This window comes from Polynucleobacter ibericus, assembly GCF_018687955.1.
In the GTDB taxonomy this organism is placed as follows: Bacteria; Pseudomonadota; Gammaproteobacteria; order Burkholderiales; family Burkholderiaceae; genus Polynucleobacter; species Polynucleobacter ibericus.
Genome location: NZ_CP061309.1, coordinates 629,691 through 648,870, shown reverse-complemented (window position 1 = coordinate 648,870; position 19,180 = coordinate 629,691). Strand labels below are relative to the sequence as shown.

Genomic DNA, 19,180 nt, shown 5'->3' with positions numbered 1-19,180 from the left:
AATACGGACTAGTTATTAATATATTTTTGCAAAAATTGTATGGTGCGATCCCAAGCCAATTGCGCTGCTTCGGCGTTGAACTTCAGGGGTGCTAAGCCGCGGGTATCTGCTTTAGGGTTTGCAAAGGCATGCTTAGTGTCGTAGCGATGAAATTCAAAATTGACGCCAGCTTGTTTTAACTTTGCCTCTAACTGATCAACACCAGCTATCGGGAAGAATTCGTCATGCAAAGCCCAGTGACCCAACATCGGCTTAGTAATAGCTTCTGCATTAACGTACTCAAGCGGTGGATTACCGTACCAAATAATAGAGCCATCTAGCTCTGGCACATTACAAGCAGAAAGCACAGTTAATGCGCCCCCCATACAAAATCCAGTTACCGCAACTTTTGTACTGCCAGTCGCTTTGAGATACTGAACAGCACCTCGAATATCTTGACCGGCCGCATCACCGAAATTAAGATCGCCCATTAAATGCTCAGCCTCATTCGCCTCAAGAGCCAATTTACCCCGATACAAATCCGGAACCAGTGCGCGATACCCTGCTTGAGCAAAACGATCTGCCACTGCTTTTATCTCATCGTCCAACCCCCACCATTCCTGAATAACGACTATTCCAGGGGCATTCGCTTTATTGATAGGCTCAGCCAAATATCCGTTGAGAACCTGTCCATCAGGTCTTTTAAATTCAATCATGGGATCTCCTTATGCTTTTTTGTATCAGAATGGATATATCCTACCAGCCAGAATGTCAGCATGCCACAAGCAACGGCACCATATCCAACCAAGTTGTAATGTTCCATCTTGCCATCGGCAGTGATCGTAACTATAAGGCCAGCTAAAACGGAAGCAATCCCTGAGGCTAGCATCTGAGTAGAGCCCACCAAACTCATAAACGTTCCCCTAATCTTAGGTTCTACCAGTTGACTCACTATCGCCATGGCGGGAATCATACGTCCGGAGATTAGGACAAAAAATGCAGTGGAGTTCAGCAAAACAATCCAAAGGGGAACTGGCACCAGATTAGTTGTTACCAATAATGGAATGAAACTCACAATCGCCAATACCCTAAATACTAGAACCTTGCCATACTTATCAGCCATATGCCCTATCAACCGGGAACTCACTAAGGTAGCAATGCCACCACACAGATAAATTAAAGATATATAAGAATTAGCAATGCCAACATTGGCGGTGAGATACAGGGCGATATAAGGAATTACAGAGAATCCAGTGATCATAATCAAGGCCATAAAGATAAATGCTTTGATATTCTGCCTTGCGGTCAAAATTTTTAGAATCTGACTAAGCCTACTACCCTCATGAATATGATCTAAATGACCTGCAATCTTGGGAATATTGCGATAACCCAGATAGAGGATCAGAATTGAAATAATGGCGATGAAGAAGAATGGTGCACGCCAGCCCAAAGATGGAATATGGTTGGATAAAAACAAGCCTAAAGGCACCCCAGCAACTGTGGATACAGAGAAAGCAGCCATCACCGTTCCCAATGCTTTGCCTCTGCGCTCAAAAGGAATCGAGTCAGCCACGATAGTTTGCACCAAGGAACCCAAAATGCCGCCAAATGCACCCGCAAAGGCTCGGGCTATAAAGAGGAATTCATAATTGGGTGCCAAACCACAAGCCAGCGTTGCAATAATAAAAAAGGCATACAGACTTAAGAGTAGTTTTCTACGCTCAAACCGGTCTATATAGTAAGTAGCTAAGATGCCTGCTGCGGCAGCGGCAAAAGTGTAAGAAGAAAGCAATAAACCAAACTGATGCGTGTTGATATTGAGCACCCGAATGAACTCGGGACCCAATGGCATCATGATCATAAAATCCAGGATGTGGGTGAACTGAATACCCGCTAAAGAAAGTAGAAAGAAGCGTTCTCGCTTCTTCGATTCAGCGGTATAGGGGGTGCTATTCAAGGGCTACTTTACTTGGACTTATCAATATGCCATTATCAACCCTGATAAGGATATTTGCTTATCCAATACCGCTTACTATCCCCTTAAATTTATGCCGATTACACCTGACACTATTACTCAATCAACCCTAGCAGGCATCCCACTTTTGCCGCTCATTAGAGATGCACTGTATGGGATATTCGGCCTCATATTGATTCTTTTTTTTCACGGTAGCGCAATTAATTTCATCATGTTGCGCTTTGAAAGATTAACCAACGAAAATTTGACAGACAGGCAATACAACTGGGTCTTTTTTCATTTTTATTCAGCTTTTTTCTTTATCGCCCTAGTTCATATTACCGAAATTATTATTTGGACTCTCTTCATCCTAGCGCTTGGTTTAATGGATAGTGGTATTGACACGCTTCTCTTTGTGGGTAGCAGCTACACCACGGTAGGCTTTGTTCAGGATATCCTGCCAATGGGCTGGAAGAGTCTCGCTTTCTTCGTATCGTTTTCTGGATTATTCTCAATCGCATGGACTACCTCCACCATGATCGGCATGACTAATTCTTACAAGGCTGCTTGGAATCTCAAGCACCGCCAGAAAGATCCTAGCGCTTCTTAATGTAGTAGCCATATACACACCGACTGCCATTTCTTGATGGATCATGCGTGTCATGAATGACGCCATTCATGATGGCAGTGAGGTGCTTGGAAACTTTAGCGATCACTATTCCCGTAGGAAGTTCATCAGGCCTCAGATGCACCTGGCAACCCGCCCCCACCTTCATGGTTGGCACCCATTCAAAACCTAAACCCAGAATGTAGTCATGAAATACATTGCGGTGATTGCCATTTCTAGGGGATGAGCCCTTTGCGCTTAGCCTCTTGGCCAAACGATCATTTCTGAGTTCGGCGTAATTCTCGTTTGCGAGCCTCAAATCTTCATACACTCGCATGTATGGAATTTCTGCAGCGATGGCGATAGACCTAACAACACAATCACCAGCGCCACCCTTAAAGCCAGCAGCCTCTCTCCCGCCATCATCAAACTGAAATGGAAACCGTGAGTGAGCTTTAGAGAAAGGGTTTAAAAATCCGAACATTGCTTGTGATAAATAAAAAATGGATTTGCTTTGTGGGCAAATCCATTCTGGTTTAGAGCCTTAGCTATATTACTGAGCGTGCGCCTTCTTTACCTCTAAGCGCCATGCATGCAGCAAAGGTTCTGTGTAACCATTAGGTTGCTCAAGGCCTTTGAAGATCAAATCACTAGCTGCCTTATAAGCATAAGAATCTTTGTAATTAGGCATCATTGGCTGATACACAGGATCGCCAGCATTTTGCCCATCAACGACTTTAGCCATGCGCTGCAAAGTTTCATTCACTTGGTCTGCAGTGACAATGCCATGAAGCAACCAGTTGGCAATGTGTTGGCTGGAAATACGCAAAGTAGCACGATCTTCCATTAAGCCAACGTTATGGATATCAGGAACCTTAGAGCATCCTACGCCTTGATCGATCCAACGAACAACGTAACCCAAAATACCCTGGCAGTTATTGTCCAACTCCTGCTGAATCTCTTCTTTAGACCAGTTAGCCTTCTCAACCACTGGAATAGTCAGCAAATCATTGATTAATGCTTCAGCTTCGGCTTGAGTATCGAGCTTTTCCATTTCTTTTTGGAGCTCAGCTACATTCACCTGGTGATAGTGTAGTGCGTGCAAGGTAGCTGCAGTTGGCGATGGTACCCACGCAGTGTTTGCACCTGCCTTAGGATGAACAATCTTCTGCTCAACCATAGCTTTCATCATATCTGGCATTGCCCACATACCCTTACCGATTTGAGCGCGACCGCGTAAACCACAATCCAAGCCTGCAAATACGTTACGACGCTCATAAGCTGACAACCACTTACTGGTTTTCATATCGCCTTTGCGCATCATAGGACCTGCATACATCGCAGTGTGCATCTCATCACCAGTACGATCTAAGAACCCAGTATTAATAAAGGCTACGCGCGCACCTGCAGCAGCAATCGCCGCTTTGATATTGGCGCTCATGCGACGCTCTTCGTCCATGATTCCCAACTTCACAGTGTCTGCTGGTAAGCCGAGTAATTTTTCAACACGACCAAAGAGCTCACCTGCAAAAGCCACTTCTTCTGGGCTATGCATTTTTGGCTTCACGATATAAACCGAGCCCTTACGGGTATTACCAATCGTCTGGCTTGCAGGACGATTGATGTCATACAAAGCGATCAACACAGTCACAACCGCATCCAAGATACCTTCGTAGATCTCTTTTCCCTCACCAGTAATGATGGCTGGATTAGTCATCAAATGGCCAACGTTACGCAGGAACAAAAGTGAACGGCCATGCAAAGTAACGATGCCGTCTTTTGCATCTACCGCACCAATGCCCGCTGTGTACTTACGGTCCGGATTGAGTGCGCGAGTAATCGTCTTATCACCCTTCTTCACTTCCTCAACCAAAGTACCCTTAAGAATGCCTAACCAATTCTCATAAGCAACAACCTTATCATCGCCATCTACTGCAGCAATGGAATCTTCCAAATCCAAAATCGTGGAAAGTGCAGCCTCAAGCACAACATCATTAATGCCCGCAGGATCACTTGAGCCAATGGTTTTGCTCTTATTAATTTCGATATCAATATGAACGCCGTTATTACGCAACAAAATAGAACTTGGTGTAGCGGCATCGCCCTGATAGCCAACAAATTGCTTCTCATCAGCCAAGCCAGTACTTGTGCCGTCTTTTAACTTAACAGACAACTTATTGTCATCAACAGTGTAGGCAACTGAATCACGATGCGAACCCTTTGCTAAAGGCGCAGCTTGATCCAAGAAATTGCGGGCAAAAGCAACAACCTTAGCACCACGAATTGGGTTGTAAGCACCAGCCTTAGTTGCACCATCTTCTTCAGACAAAACGTCTGTACCGTAAAGGGCGTCATATAAAGATCCCCAACGTGCGTTAGCAGCATTGAGTGCATAACGCGCATTGAGCACTGGAACTACCAATTGAGGGCCGGCCTGAAGGGCCAGCTCATCATCTACATTCTTAGTAGTAGCGGTAATTTTTCCTGGAACATCAACCAAGTAATCAATTTCTTTTAAGAACTGACGATATGCAGGCATATCGCTGATCGGACCTGGATTGGCTTGGTGCCACTTATCCAAATCCAACTGAATGCGATCGCGCTTAGCAAGTAAGGCATCATTTTTTGGTGTTAAGTCTTTAACGATCTCATCAAAACCCTTCCAAAAGTCAGCACTCTTGATGCCAGTACCTGGAAGTACCTTGTCTTCGATGAAGCGATATAAGGGAGTTGCTACTTGAAGGCTATTGCAGGTAGTGCGCGCAGTCATGTTGATGTCTTCTTAAACAAAAAGTTAATAAATAGATTTAGTAATTTACTGAATTCAGTACGGAGCCAATGATTTTCTATCAATCCTGAAAAGGATGCTGGAGAAGAATAGTTTCATCGCGATCAGGGCCTGTGGACACCATTGCGATTGGCTTACCAGCGACCTCCTCAATACGACGGAGGAATTTTTGGGCTTCTACTGGTAATTTATCCCACTCACGAATACCAAAGGTTGTGCCTTGCCATCCTGGGAAATCTTCATAGATTGGCTGGCAACGAGCAACAGACTCTGCGCCACGCGGTAATACATCTAACTTCTTACCATCGAGGTTGTAACCAACGCATAAACGAATGGTTTCAAAGCCATCAAGAACATCCAACTTAGTAATACAGAGACCTGATAAACCATTAATCTGAATTGAACGCTTTAATGCAGCAGCATCTAACCAGCCCGTACGACGTGGACGACCGGTTACAGAGCCAAACTCTTTACCCACCTCAGCTAAACGCACTCCAACTGGATCTTGCTTAGCTGGATTGTCATGATCATAGAGTTCACTTGGGAAAGGACCAGCGCCAACGCGCGTGCAGTAGGCCTTAGTAATACCTAAGATATATTGCAAAGAGTCTGGCCCTACACCGGAACCAGCAGCAGCATTCCCTGCTACACAGTTACTGGAAGTGACGTATGGATAGGTACCGTGGTCAATATCCAGCAAAGTTCCTTGCGCCCCTTCAAATAATAAGTTCTGACCAGATTGTTCAGCTGCATATAAAGCGCTGGAGACATCGACCACCATTGGCTTTAGACGTTCTGCATAAGACATGGCTTCAGCCAAGGTCTTTTCATAATTAACCGGTTCAGCTCCATAGTAATTAGTGAGCATGAAGTTGTGATATTCCAAGTTCTCACGTAACTGCTCTGCAAATTTTTCTGGGTAGAACAAATCTTGCACACGCAAAGCACGACGAGCTACTTTATCTTCGTATGCAGGTCCGATTCCACGCCCTGTTGTACCAATCTTGGCTTCGCCGCGCTTCTTCTCGCGGGCATGATCAATCGCTACGTGGTAAGGCAAAATCAAAGTCGTTGCCTCTGAAATCTTCAAGCGAGACTGGACTTCTAGGCCGGCAGACTCAAGTTCACCAATTTCTTTAAAGAGTGCTTCTGGGGAGAGAACTACACCATTACCGATATAGCAAGTGACATTCTTATGCATGATTCCGGAGGGAATCAAGCGCAGAATTGTTTTCTTGCCTCCAATGATGAGGGTATGCCCAGCATTGTGGCCACCCTGGAAGCGAACTACAGCTGTCGCATGATCGGTTAACCAATCTACTACTTTCCCTTTGCCTTCATCACCCCACTGGGTGCCAATGACAACTACGTTACGACCTTTAGTTTGCTGCTTTGAAGACATAATGAAATCCAAAAAGATAATTACAAAATAAGTTAACTGCTCACTGCTGTATTTATTTGCCGCCTTAATTCATGTTGACTACTTTTTCTTTACTTCCCAAGAGTTACCTTGCTTGACCAACTCTCGATCGCATTCATATTCAGCAGCTTCTGCTGTTGTGCCTACTGGAACTTCTATCACTACCTCACCCTTACTGCGCAGAGCTGTGATGGTCTTACTTAATTCAGCATCTTCAATCCATGGGGCCAAGATAGCTAACTTACGTGCACTTAAGGGTGATAAGTTTGCTAAGGTCAGAAGGTCCAAAGAAAAACCAGTTGCAGGACGTGGGCGACCGAAGGCTTGGCCAACATGGTCATAGCGACCGCCTCTAGCGATTGGCTGTGGCAATTGATCAACGTAGGCAGCAAACATCACACCGCTGTGATATTGATAACCACGCAGATCCGCCAAATCAATGCTGAGCTCTAAATTGGTTGATAACTTCGCAGCAGCAGAAACTAAACGCTCAAGATCTGCCAGCGCCTGATCAATCGCAGCGTGTTTCGGCAGTGCTTTCTTGGCATTTAATAAAACCTGAGCACAAGGTCCATTGAGCTCAGTCAAAGCCATCAGTGCTTGTGCAACATTTGCAGGTAAGCAGGCTGCCCATTGCTTTAAGCGAGGACGATCTTTACTTTGCAATAGGCCATACAAAGCTTCAACTGTTGCTTTATCTAAGTTCTGACCATCTAAGATGCCAGCCAAAATTCCGGCGTGAGACAAATCAAGATAAACCTTCTCTAAACCTGCAACAGACAGGGTTTTAAGTAGCAAGGTAATCGCTTCAAGATCAGCCTCCCAACCAGCACAACCATAGATCTCTGCACCGAGTTGCAACTCTTCACGTGCCGAGCTACCAACAGGAGTACGGGCATGCGCTACAGAACCGGCATAACAAAGACGGGTAACGCCAGCGCGATTTAAAAGATGTGCATCAATGCGGGCTACCTGTGGCGTCATGTCCGCACGCAGACCTAAAGTGCGACCAGATAATTGATCTACCAACTTAAAGGTTTGTAGATTGAGATCAGAACCAGTACCAGTTAACAAAGAGTCTAAGAACTCCAAGATTGGAGGAGCTACTAGCTCATAACCATAAGACTGATATAAATCCAAGACGGCACGACGCAAAGACTCAACTTTGCGAGCCTCTGCAGGCAAGACGTCTGCAATATCTTCAGGAAGTAACCAGCGATTCATGATGTGGACTATTTGCCTTATTGCTTTTTATGTAAGAACTTAAAGAACTCACCATTGGGTTCAACCACCATGATGTCTTTCTTATCCTTGAATGAGCTTCTATAAGCCTCTAAGCTTTGATAGAACTGAGCAAACTGAGCATCGCGCCCAAATGCCTCTGCATAGAGAGCAGTTGCTCTAGCGTCTCCCGCTCCCTTGATTTTTTGTGCATCACGATAAGCCTCAGCCAAGATGGTATCGCGCTGACGCTCTGCATTAGCGCGAATCTTGTCAGACTCTGCAGCACCCATTGAGCGCAACTCGTTGGCAACGCGCTTACGCTCTGCTTCCATACGGCGATAAACAGAATCGCTAATTTCTGCCAAGAGGTCAACACGCTTTAAGCGCACATCTACGATTTCTACGCCGATATCCGAAGCATCATCAGCAACCTTCTTACGAATACCTTGCATTACTTCTTCGCGTTGATCGGAAATCAATTCACGCACAGTACGTTTTGTGAATTCTTCATTTAATGCGGAGCGGACCAACTGAGTTAAGCGATCTTGCGCCAAGCGCTCATCACCCTTAAAGCTAATAAAGAACTTACGAGGATCGACAATGCGCCACTTCACATAAGAATCTACTAATAAGTTTTTCTTCTCAGCAGTAATAAAGCGCTCTGCTTCTGGATTATCAATCGTCAAAATACGACGATCAAAGAAGCGGACACTTTCAAATGGGGCTGGAAGCTTTGCCTGAATCCCCGGCTTTTCAATTACACGAACAATCTGTCCGAATGAAAACACTACAGCAAACTTACGTTGGTCGACAACAAAAATACTAGAGGACAGCACATATATCAGCGCAATAAAGGCGATACCTGCAGCAATTAAACGATTTGCATTCATTATCTAGACTCCCTATCGCGACTACGCAGGCCATCACGTTTATCAGCAGAGCCACTAGAGGACGGTGTTGAGATTGCGGCGCCAGAAGTGGAGCTCGGGGCATTGACTCCCGTTGCGCCACCCACAGTCACACTTCCAGTTGGAGTGCTTACTCCTGTTGGGTTCACTTGCGTACTCGCTGCCTGAGCACTTTCAGCACTGACCTGAGCAACGATCTTATCGAGCGGGAGATAGAGGAGGCTGTTGCTCTTAGTGGTGTCAACTAAGATCTTTGTCACGTTGTTGTACATCTCACGCATGGTGTCGATGTACATACGATCTTTAGTTACTTGAGGTGCTTTAGCGTATTCAACGAGGATTTGCTTAAAGCGTGTGGCATCACCCTCTGCAGTAGCAACAACACGGGCTTTGTAGCCTTCAGCCTCCTGAATCAGACGGGCGGCGGTACCTTTGGCGCGGGGAATAATGTCATTGGCATAAGCCTGACCTTCACTCTTCAAACGCTCTTGGTCTTGACCTGCCTTCACCGCATCATCAAACGCTGCTTGTACTTGTTCTGGTGGCTGCACGTTTTGCACAGTCACACTAGTAACGTAAATACCCGTTTTGTAACTGTCCAAAATTTTCTGAATAGAGTTGGCTAAATCAATACCAATCTTTTCACGACCTTCATACAGCACAGTATCCATCTTGCTACGTGCAACGATTTCGCGCACGGCAGTCTCGGCTGCCTGCACTACTGCTGCATCTGGATCACGGTTATTAAATAAATAATCAGTTGGATCTTTCAAGCGGTATTGAACAGCAAAGCGCACATCGATGATATTTTCATCTTCAGTGAGCATTGAGGAATCTTTTTGATTAGTCGCCTTAATGAGTATCGGACGACCTACCTCAACAGATCGCACTCCCGATAGGTTCACCGTTTCATCGGCTTGAATTGGCCAAGGCATGCGCCAGTTAATACCGGGCTTAGCGGTGTAATCGTACTTACCAAAAGTCAGAATAACGCCGGCTTGGCCTTCTTGAATAATGAAGAAGCCGCTGCATACCCACATAAAGAAAACAATCGCTCCGGCAATGAGGAAGCTCGCTTTAGAACCAAATGGATTGGTGAAATTAAAGTTAGGCGCATTGATGCCGCCATTGCCACCACCATTGTTACCACCATTGCCACGCTGTGATGGCGGAGGAATATCAGTGCTACTCGGTTTGTTGGCTGGCTTACTAGCAGAGCCGCCCATTGCACCAGGTTTTTTCTTGCCGCCAAAGATACCGGCAATTCTGTCATTGAAATCGCGCCACAGTTCATCTAAATCTGGCGGACCATCTGGCTTATTAACCGGATTGCTTGGTTGACTTGTTGGTTGAGTCTCGACAGGCTTATTGGTTTCTGGATCCGCTTTTGGAGCTTGATCACTACCCTGCCCATCTTTGGCATCTTTAGATCCGCCAGCATTGTGGCTATTGCCCCAACCTGGATCATTGACCGAAAACAGCTCGAGAAATTTACGCATCATTAGAAAAATAGCTTCGGTTGGAAATCGGATTAAATTCAGAAGTTTCTGGTCGTTCGGGTAAGGGTTCTAAAAACTCATCCGGGGCCAACTGCTTCTTGGCACGGTTGTGTTCGACCCTTATTCTATCAGTCATTTGCGAGCATTCGGCGAGGGCTGAGCGAAGTAAATCAAGGCCCAAGCCGGTCTTGGCTGACAGGAAAATCTGACTCGGGAAGCCCTGTCCATCCCGCTCTAAAGCAGCCCCACGGGTGAAGGTTTGTGGCATCTGGTCGATCTTGTTCATCACCTCGATCCTGGGGATGTCATCGGCCCCAATTTCTTCCAAAACGGCCTCCACTTCAGCCTTTTGCTCTCTTGCAACGGGGCTACAGGCGTCTATAACATGCAAAATGAGGTCGGCATGGATGGTTTCGTCCAAAGTGGCCCTAAAAGCCTCCACTAACTGGTGGGGCAAATCCCGGATAAATCCCACTGTATCGGAGACCACAATAGAACCCACTCCATCTAAATGGACTTTTCTAGAGGTGGTGTCCAAAGTAGCGAATAACTGGTCCGCGGCATAAGTCCCTGCTTTTGTTAGGGCATTAAATAGGGTTGATTTACCCGCATTGGTGTATCCAACCAAAGAGACCGAGAAGACATCTTTTCGATTGCGCGCCCTTCTTTGGGTTCTTTGTTGACGCTGTAGTTTTTCAAGTTCATTTTCCAAGCGCTTGGCTTTAGTGGCCAACATTCGGCGATCCAACTCCATTTGGGTTTCACCAGGACCGCCACGCACACCAATACCGCCACGCTGTCTCTCTAAGTGACTCCAAGCCCGCACTAGGCGAGACATGCGATATCGCACTTGCGCTAGTTCAACTTGCGTCTTACCTATATGACTTTGCGCTCGTTGACTAAAGATATCCAAAATCAAACCGGTGCGATCCATCACATGAAAACCAATATGACGTTCTAAATTGCGCTGCTGCGTTGGGGAAAGTGGATGATTGAAGATCGCCAGTTCTGCACCCTGCTCTTCCATTACCCGCTTGAGCTCATTCGCTTTGCCCGAGCCAATAAATAAGGCGGGGTCAGTCTTGCCCTTACGCGCAATTACAGTGGCTGCAGGTATAGAGCCAGCGCTGTCAGCCAAAAGGCTGAGCTCGGCCATGCTATCTGCAAAGTCTTCGCGTCCTGTATCTACTCCAACCAGAACAGCGCGCGCCGCATCTACTCCGGTTTTATACAGGGCTAGCTTCTTCTAAACGGAAATCAATCGCACGAGCTGGAACGATCGTAGAGATTGCGTGTTTGTAAACCATTTGGGTCACGGTATTACGCAAGAGAACAACATATTGATCGAAAGATTCAATGTTGCCCTGCAATTTAATGCCGTTTACCAAATAGATTGAGACAGGAACATGTTCTTTGCGCAAAGCATTGAGGAACGGATCCTGAAGTAATTGAATTTGTTTGTTATTCATACTGCCCCTTATTTATCTTTTGTTAACTACTTTTTTGGGAGTCTTGCTTTTTTTATTAAATATCAATCTTCACCGCTGAATGCATACTGCCAAACCATACTGCTTCTTGAACTCTCTATATTGGGCTGATTTTCAAAAAAATCAAGCCCATATCGACAGCAGAATGAAAGCTTAGCCCAAATTAGCGCTTTTTGCCTTTTTTACCCTTATCGGCATCAACATAGGGGTTTTTGGCAGTATTCATCTGAATTCGGAGCGGCGTGCCGCGTAATTTAAAGACATCCCTAAAGCGGCCTTCCAAGTATCGCTTGTAACTATCAGTCACCCCACTCAAGGATGTGCCATGAATGACCACAATTGGGGGGTTCATGCCCCCTTGGTGGGCATAACGCAATTTCGGACGACCCATGCCAACCCGTTTTGGCTGTTGATGCTCAATTGCTTCTTGCAAGATGCGCGTTAGACGAGGGGTTGGTAACTTTGCCATCGCTGCAGCATAGGCAGCATCCACATCCTTAAAGAGCTCTTTAAGACCTGTACCCTTTTTTGCGGAAATTGGATGTACGTTTGCAAAATCGAGGAAGCGCAGCTTTTGCGCAATCTCTAAACGAGCGCGCTCTTTTACGTACGCATCCAGACCATCCCACTTGTTCACTGCAACCACTAATGCTCGACCAGCTTCAACGATAAAGCCGGCGATGTGGGCATCTTGCTCAGAAATATCTTGCTGAGCATCCAGCATCAAGATCACCACATTACAGTCAGCAATAGCTTGTAATGTCTTAACAACGGAGAACTTCTCAATAGCTTCAAATACTTTTCCGCGACGACGCAAACCTGCAGTGTCAACCAAAATATAAGGTTTGCTATTACGCTCAAAGGGAACCTCAATCGCATCTCGTGTAGTGCCTGGCATATCAAAAGCGATGACACGCTCTTCACCGATCAACTTATTGATCAAGGTCGATTTACCGACGTTAGGACGACCTACCACCGCAATTTTCATTGGGCGGTTTGGATCGCTTGCTAATTCATCTTCTTCCGGCTCAGCAATGCCCAAGGAATCTAATGCGTCATCAATCAAACCGCGCACGCCATCACCATGTGCAGAGGAGATTGGAAAAGGCTCACCCAAACCCAGCTCATGAAAATCTGCAGTAACAACGCCAGCCTGCATACCCTCTGTCTTGTTTACCGCTAGGATGACTGGTCTACCGGTCTTACGGAGGAAATCAGCAATCACTCGATCTTGTGGCGCCATACCAAGACGACCATCCACCAAGAAGATAACGATGTCTGATTCAGCAACCGCTTGTTTTGTCTGCTTTGCCATTTCGGCAACAATGCCTGTCTTGGCAACAGGTTCAAAACCACCTGTATCTACGCAAATAAATGCGCGCTCGCCGATACGACCTTTGCCATAGTGGCGATCCCTGGTTAAGCCAGAAAAGTCAGCCACTAAGGCATCACGTGAACGCGTTAAGCGATTGAAGAGTGTCGACTTTCCTACATTAGGACGACCGACGATAGTGATGACTGGATTCATTTTGGACTGTACGCCGCTATTTTTCCACCTTGTGATTGAACCAAGATGAGGCCACCTACCGCAATGGGGGCAGCCGAGATTGGACTACTGTCGTGACGAATACGCGCAACCATCTCGCCATTCGCCTGTGAAAATGCATGGATATAACCTTGAGCATCACCCATCAGCAAAACTCTGCCCACTGCGAGTGACTCACCTACATCACGGAATGTCAGCTGAGTGTTCTCCCAAATTTGTTTTCCGTCTTTAGATGCAAAAGCAGTTACATACGATTTTTCGTTTGCCGAGAAAACCATATCTGCATTTTGTGAGGTGCCGGTATAACTTGAATAATCTTTAAACCACAAAAGATTACCGGTACGGGCTTGACCACAACCAATACGCCCTTGATAGGAAACCGCACAAATAATATCGCCTTCGATGCTTGGTTTAGCAGTGACATCATTTAAGCGTTCGATTTCTGAGAAGCCCTTAGGAAAGGAAACTGGGGTCTCCCACACTAGACCGCCATTGCTAATTGCAATCATGCCAAAGCGGCCGCCAGCAAAACCCGTAACAACCACTTCATTATTAATAGGTAGCATGCCATAACCGACGCGCAAGGATAATGCAGATTGCTGGCGCTGATAGGCCCACTTGCGAACACCGGTTTGTGCATCCAGGCCAATAAAGCGATTATCTAGTGCTCGCACAATCACTACACCACCAGCAACTACCGGCTCACTCAATACTTCACTACCCACACTCACATTCCAAATTGGCTTACCAGTGTCGTCATAGGCGTAGACCACACCTTTGGTAGTGACGGCAACAGTAGTACGACCATCAGACCCGGGACCAACTGATAAACGTTCAGGTACAGAAACCTCCCATACCTTATTGCCTGATGACAAGTTAATCTTAGCTAAATTGCCACGATGAGATGCAGCATATACAGCATCGCCAGCAACAATCGGATGGAAATTAAAGGTTTCGGATGAACCAACACTAGTTGACCATACGGGCTGTAAATCGAACTGATTTGTTACCGTAGCCAATTCCGCAGGCTTCTTCACTCTCGCGTTACCAGAGCAAGCAACTAAAGCAATGATCACGGAACCCATTACTAGGGCAGCGCCTATACGCATTGACAAACGCTTCATCTCTTTAATCACTGAGAAACTCCTCCAACAGCATCCAATTTCACCTTCAAGAGACGACGCGCCTCTTCAGGAAATTCTTTTGCTTGGTCTAATTTTTTCCAAGCATCTTGATAACTCGCTTTAGCTTCAGCATTTTTCTTCTGGGCTAAGTACCAATCACCACGACGCTCAAGCCATAAAGATTCAAAGCCTGCGATCGGCTTTTCTTTCAAAATTTGATCTGCCTCTGCAAAATCTTTTTCGCTACCCAACTCAATCAATTGAGTCACTAGGCGTAACTTTGCCAATGCGAGGTAGCCATCGTTTGAAGCGTTCTTAGCAGCCCAACGTAAATAATCCAATGCCTTTGCACTGTCGCCCGCATCTGATGCAATACGCGCAGCAATCAAACTAGACATTGCTGCATAAGGGGTGCGTCCAAAATCTTTTTGTAAATCATCCGTTGCACGCAAAGTTTGATCCTTATCGCCTTTAGCGATAGCGCTCACCATCGTTTCGTACAACTTAGAAGCTTCAAGTGCCTGGCTATTGCGCCACCACTGAAGCCCGCTATAAGCGGCATAAGCAAATAAAGCGGCAGTAACAACGCCAGTAATGATGTTGCGGTATTTTTGCCAAAACGCTTTGAATTGGTCTAATTGTTCTTGTTCTTCTAGATCTAAAGGCATGTCAATCCAAACTCATTTATAGGTAATTAATGGTGTATTAGCTTAATTCTATTCGGAGGCGCCCACTAGCGCGTCAATTGCTGCCCCTAGGACATCGTCCAAAGGAACCGACTTCTGCTCACCTGTGCCACGCAAGTCCTTAAGCTGAGCCTCATTCTTGACAAGCTCATCTGGGCCAATAATGACCGCAAAAGCAGCCCCACTAGCATCTGCCTTCTTCATTTGTGACTTAAAGCTGGCAGATTCACCATCTGGAGGGCAGAAAAGAATGGTATCGATGCCAGCACTGCGTAAGCGCTCAGCAATAATCATGGCAGCCGTCAAAGTCTCGCCGCCCTGGTGCAAAACAAAAATATCGCATTGAGCCTGTGTTTCAGGCAAAGAACCAGAAACCTTCATCAACTCCAGCACGCGTTCCATGCCCATAGCCCAACCACACGCAGGCGCTGCTTTACCACCCATGCGCTCAATCAAGGGGTCATAGCGACCGCCGCCCGCAATCGTGCCCTGAGCACCCAACTCATCCGTCACCCACTCAAATACGGTGAGGTTGTAATAATCTAAACCGCGCACTAAACGGGGATTAATTTTGCAGGGGATGTTATTGGCTTTGAGCAAAGCTTGCACAGCATTGAAATGTTTGAGCGACTCTTCACCCAAGAAATCCAGTAACTTTGGCGCACCTTCGATCAATGCTTGCATCTCCGGATTTTTAGAATCCAAAATGCGCAATGGATTTGATATCAGACGACGCTGAGAATCTTCATCCAACTGCTCTTGATTCTTTTCAAAATAAGTTACCAAAGCAGCGCGATGCTCAGCACGCTCAGGCGCCTGCCCAAGAGAGTTAATCTCTAGGCGTACGCCCTTAAGACCCAATTCATCCCAAAGACGCTGCCCCATGAGAATGATTTCTGCATCAATATCTGGACCAGCAAAGCCTAAGGCTTCAATACCGAACTGATGGAACTGGCGATAGCGGCCACGTTGTGGGCGCTCATGACGAAACATGGGGCCGGTATACCAAAGACGCTTAGGTCCTTCATAAAGCAAATTATTTTCAATCACCGAGCGCACTAAAGCAGCAGTACCCTCAGGGCGTAAAGTAAGTTGCTCACCATTTAAGCGATCTTCAAAGGAGTACATCTCCTTCTCAACAATATCGGTAACCTCACCAATACCACGTTGAAACACAGCAGTAGCTTCTACTATCGGCGTTCTTAAAAATTCATAGCCATAGGCACGCGTTAAATCACGCAAGACATGCTCAAGATGTGCCCACTGTGCAGCATCTGCTGGTAGCAAATCATTCATACCCCGCACACCATTGATCTTCTGAACCTTGGCCTGTGCTTTTGAGTCTTTGTTTTGATCAGTCATTTTTATTATTGTTTTGTTATTACTTTTCTTCAGCTTCTTTAAATCTTAGATGCATAGTTTTGTTTGACGTATTCATCAACAATCACCTGAAACTCTTCAGCAATTCTCTCACCACGCAGGGTTTTTACCTTCACTCCATCGACAAATACGGGTGCCGCAGGGGTTTCGCCTGTGCCAGGCAGGGAGATACCAATATTGGCGTGCTTGCTCTCACCTGGGCCATTCACAATACAGCCCATGACAGCGACATTCATATTCTCTACGCCTGGATGGGTTTTCTTCCAAACTGGCATTTGTTGACGTAAATAAGACTGAATATTGGCAGCCAATTCCTGGAAGGTAGTGCTGGTAGTTCTGCCGCAACCTGGACAGGCAATCACCATTGGCGTGAAATTACGCAAGCCCATGGTTTGCAGTATTTCTTGAGCGACGATGACTTCGTTTTCACGAGGTGCGCCAGGATCAGGCGTTAATGAAACCCGAATCGTATCCCCAATGCCCTCTTGCAACAAAATACCCATTGCTGCGGTTGAAGACACAATCCCTTTGCTACCCATGCCCGCTTCAGTTAATCCCAAGTGCAATGGATAGTCGGAGCGACGGGAGAGATCACGATAAACCGCCACCAAGTCTTGAACATTACTCACTTTGCATGAAAGTAAAATTTGATTGGGATTCATACCAAATTCAACGGCTTTTTCTGCCGACTGCAAGGCCGACTGAATCAAGGCCTCAATCATGACTTCTTGCGCCGTCTTTGGAGCTGCTAAAGCTGCGTTGCTATCCATAATGGAGGCTAAAAGCTCTTGATCCAAGCTGCCCCAGTTCACGCCAATACGAATGGGCTTATCGTATTTGCAAGCAGCTTCAATCATTTGTGCAAATTGTGGATCACGCTTGGCGCCCTTACCCACATTGCCAGGATTAATACGGTACTTTGATAGCGCCTTAGCGCACTCGGGAAAATCATTTAAGAGCGTATGCCCGTTGTAATGAAAGTCCCCAATTAATGGCACCAACACATCCATCTTGTCTAACTGCTCACGAATATAAGGAACTGCAGCAGCGGCTTCTGGTGTATTCACAGTGATGCGCACCATCTCTGAGCCAGCGCGCGCTAATTCTTTTACCTGTATTGCAGTGCCTACCGCATCTGCAGTATCGGTATTGGTCATCGACTGCACACGTACTGGTGCATCACCACCAACCGTAATGATGTTCGTTTTCCAGGCAACAGTCGCTTGACGGGTTGCACGTTTAGGACTTGGTCCCAAAGGTAAATTCGGCAGTGGTGACAATGAATTATTAGAGCTCATCCGGGTCTAATCTTTACTTTAACTTTTTGAGCCATTCAATCGGATGCTCTTTTGGCTCCGCATTGAGGTCTTCATCAAACTCTTCATCAGATTCAACCTCTGTGAGTTCAATTTCTGCATTGTGTACGGCACGCTCACGCACTCTCGTGCGATCCACTACATCTCCTGCTAATTGACCACAAGCCGCAGCGATGTCATCACCTCGGGTCTTGCGAACTGTAGCCACCATACCTGCATCCAACAAAATGCCAGCGAAGGCGTTTACTCGTTGCGCTGATGAACGCTTGAGGCCAGATTCTGGGAAAGGATTAAAGGGAATGAGGTTGATCTTGCACTTGATGTTTCTGAGCAGGCGTACCAATTCTTTTGCTTGAACGTCCGAATCATTGATGCCATCGAGCATGCAATATTCAAAGGTTAAGAAGTCTCTTGGTGCAAATGGTAGGTAACGCTCACAGGCGTCAAGTAACTCACGCAAAGGATATTTTTGATTGAGTGGAACCAATTGATCACGCAGTGCATCGTTTGGCGCGTGTAATGAGACCGCCAAAGCTACTGGACAATCTTGCGCTAGACGATCAATCATCGGCACTACGCCCGAGGTAGAAACCGTCACACGTCGACGCGATAAACCATATGCCCTGTCATCCAGCATTAAACGTAATGCGGATACAACGTTGTCGTAGTTGAGCAAAGGCTCACCCATACCCATCATCACGACATTCGAAATCACGCGCCCAGTATGTTCCCATCCTGGCGTTGGAAACTTTTCCACTCTGCGAACAGCTTCTGGATCATTGCGCAGCAGATGTTCTGCAAACCAAAGTTGTCCGATGATTTCACCGGAAGTGAGGTTGCGCGAGAAACCTTGATGCCCAGTTGAGCAAAAACGGCAATTGACTGCGCAGCCTGCCTGAGAAGAAATGCACAGAGTGCCTCGATCATCCTCAGGAATGAATACCGACTCCACAGCATTACCGGCGCCCACGTCCAGCAACCACTTACGGGTGCCGTCTAGTGCATGCTCATCTTTGATAACGGGGAGAGAAAGTACTTCTACTTTGTCTAGCAATGTTGCTCTAAAGCTTTTTGCTAAATCACTCATGTCGTTGATGTCTGATACACCACGTTGATGTATCCACTGCATGAGCTGCTTGGCCCTAAAGGGCTTTTCATTCAACCCCGCGACATACGCCGCCATTTGGTCAGCGTCAAAATCTAAGAGATTTACGCGCGGGGAGGTCAATGCGTCTACTTATAAATAAATAGCTAATCGATTA

At 46.3% G+C, this 19,180-nt stretch carries 17 protein-coding genes; 1 reads left to right on the top strand and 16 read right to left on the bottom strand.

The genetic code is table 11. The features are described 5' to 3' along the window. Positions 1 to 8 precede the first annotated feature (8 nt). Together AOC20_RS03425 and AOC20_RS03420 are read right to left on the bottom strand one after the other, a co-directional pair. A complete protein-coding gene (locus AOC20_RS03425; protein ID WP_215361499.1) occupies positions 9 to 695 on the bottom strand; it encodes a dienelactone hydrolase family protein in 687 nt (228 codons plus the stop codon). Further along, complete coding sequence (locus AOC20_RS03420) at positions 692 to 1,936, bottom strand: MFS transporter (protein WP_215361498.1); 1,245 nt, start codon at positions 1,934 to 1,936, stop codon at positions 692 to 694. The genes AOC20_RS03425 and AOC20_RS03420 overlap by 4 nt, the downstream gene beginning before the upstream one ends. Before the next feature lie 91 nt (positions 1,937 to 2,027). Between AOC20_RS03420 and AOC20_RS03415 the strand changes: the two genes are divergently transcribed. Further along, entirely contained in the window at positions 2,028 to 2,543 is a 516-nt protein-coding gene (locus AOC20_RS03415) for a hypothetical protein (protein ID WP_215361497.1), read from the top strand. Here the strand turns inward: AOC20_RS03415 and AOC20_RS03410 are convergent. The 14 genes from AOC20_RS03410 to rlmN form a co-directional block, all read right to left on the bottom strand. Continuing rightward, positions 2,530 to 3,024 (bottom strand): hypothetical protein, encoded by a 495-nt coding sequence (locus AOC20_RS03410; RefSeq protein ID WP_215361496.1) that lies wholly within the window; start codon positions 3,022 to 3,024, stop codon positions 2,530 to 2,532. The two genes, AOC20_RS03415 and AOC20_RS03410, sit on opposite strands and share 14 nt — an antisense overlap. Before the next feature lie 69 nt (positions 3,025 to 3,093). Continuing rightward, positions 3,094 to 5,310, bottom strand: a complete 2,217-nt coding sequence (locus tag AOC20_RS03405) for a malate synthase G (RefSeq protein WP_215361495.1) — start codon at positions 5,308 to 5,310, stop codon at positions 3,094 to 3,096. A gap of 79 nt (positions 5,311 to 5,389) precedes the next feature. Further along, positions 5,390 to 6,730 (bottom strand): adenylosuccinate synthase, encoded by a 1,341-nt coding sequence (locus tag AOC20_RS03400; RefSeq protein ID WP_215361494.1) that lies wholly within the window; start codon positions 6,728 to 6,730, stop codon positions 5,390 to 5,392. Positions 6,731 to 6,808: 78 nt separating this feature from the next. After that, complete coding sequence (locus AOC20_RS03395; RefSeq protein WP_215361493.1) at positions 6,809 to 7,972, bottom strand: ATP phosphoribosyltransferase regulatory subunit; 1,164 nt, start codon at positions 7,970 to 7,972, stop codon at positions 6,809 to 6,811. 17 nt (positions 7,973 to 7,989) lie between these two features. Continuing rightward, on the bottom strand, positions 7,990 to 8,862 hold the full coding sequence (gene hflC, locus AOC20_RS03390) for a protease modulator HflC (protein WP_215361492.1): 873 nt from the start codon (positions 8,860 to 8,862) through the stop codon (positions 7,990 to 7,992). Beyond that, on the bottom strand, positions 8,862 to 10,382 hold the full coding sequence (gene hflK, locus AOC20_RS03385; RefSeq protein ID WP_215361491.1) for an FtsH protease activity modulator HflK: 1,521 nt from the start codon (positions 10,380 to 10,382) through the stop codon (positions 8,862 to 8,864). The genes hflC and hflK overlap by 1 nt, the downstream gene beginning before the upstream one ends. Next, positions 10,372 to 11,613, bottom strand: coding sequence for a GTPase HflX (gene hflX, locus AOC20_RS03380; protein WP_285896910.1), 1,242 nt, complete (start codon positions 11,611 to 11,613; stop codon positions 10,372 to 10,374). Before hflX ends, hflK begins: the two co-directional genes overlap by 11 nt. Beyond that, positions 11,606 to 11,848, bottom strand: a complete 243-nt coding sequence (gene hfq / locus AOC20_RS03375; RefSeq protein ID WP_068321135.1) for an RNA chaperone Hfq — start codon at positions 11,846 to 11,848, stop codon at positions 11,606 to 11,608. Before hfq ends, hflX begins: the two co-directional genes overlap by 8 nt. A 181-nt stretch (positions 11,849 to 12,029) precedes the next feature. Further along, positions 12,030 to 13,394 (bottom strand): ribosome biogenesis GTPase Der, encoded by a 1,365-nt coding sequence (der, locus tag AOC20_RS03370; RefSeq protein ID WP_215361489.1) that lies wholly within the window; start codon positions 13,392 to 13,394, stop codon positions 12,030 to 12,032. Then, positions 13,391 to 14,536 carry an outer membrane protein assembly factor BamB gene (bamB, locus tag AOC20_RS03365; RefSeq protein WP_251373148.1) on the bottom strand — a complete coding sequence of 382 codons (1,146 nt, stop codon included), beginning with the start codon at positions 14,534 to 14,536 and terminating at the stop codon, positions 13,391 to 13,393. Before bamB ends, der begins: the two co-directional genes overlap by 4 nt. An 8-nt stretch (positions 14,537 to 14,544) precedes the next feature. Next, the gene (locus tag AOC20_RS03360) at positions 14,545 to 15,204 is read right to left on the bottom strand and encodes a YfgM family protein (RefSeq protein WP_215361479.1); all 660 of its coding nucleotides are present in this window, start codon (positions 15,202 to 15,204) and stop codon (positions 14,545 to 14,547) included. A 48-nt stretch (positions 15,205 to 15,252) separates the two neighbouring features. Next, positions 15,253 to 16,584 carry a histidine--tRNA ligase gene (gene hisS / locus AOC20_RS03355; RefSeq protein WP_215361478.1) on the bottom strand — a complete coding sequence of 444 codons (1,332 nt, stop codon included), beginning with the start codon at positions 16,582 to 16,584 and terminating at the stop codon, positions 15,253 to 15,255. A gap of 38 nt (positions 16,585 to 16,622) precedes the next feature. Beyond that, positions 16,623 to 17,900: a flavodoxin-dependent (E)-4-hydroxy-3-methylbut-2-enyl-diphosphate synthase gene (gene ispG / locus AOC20_RS03350; protein ID WP_215361476.1), complete on the bottom strand. Its 1,278-nt coding sequence runs from the start codon at positions 17,898 to 17,900 to the stop codon at positions 16,623 to 16,625. A 13-nt stretch (positions 17,901 to 17,913) separates the two neighbouring features. After that, complete coding sequence (gene rlmN, locus AOC20_RS03345; RefSeq protein ID WP_215361473.1) at positions 17,914 to 19,146, bottom strand: dual-specificity RNA methyltransferase RlmN; 1,233 nt, start codon at positions 19,144 to 19,146, stop codon at positions 17,914 to 17,916. Between the last annotated feature and the right edge of the window lie 34 nt (positions 19,147 to 19,180).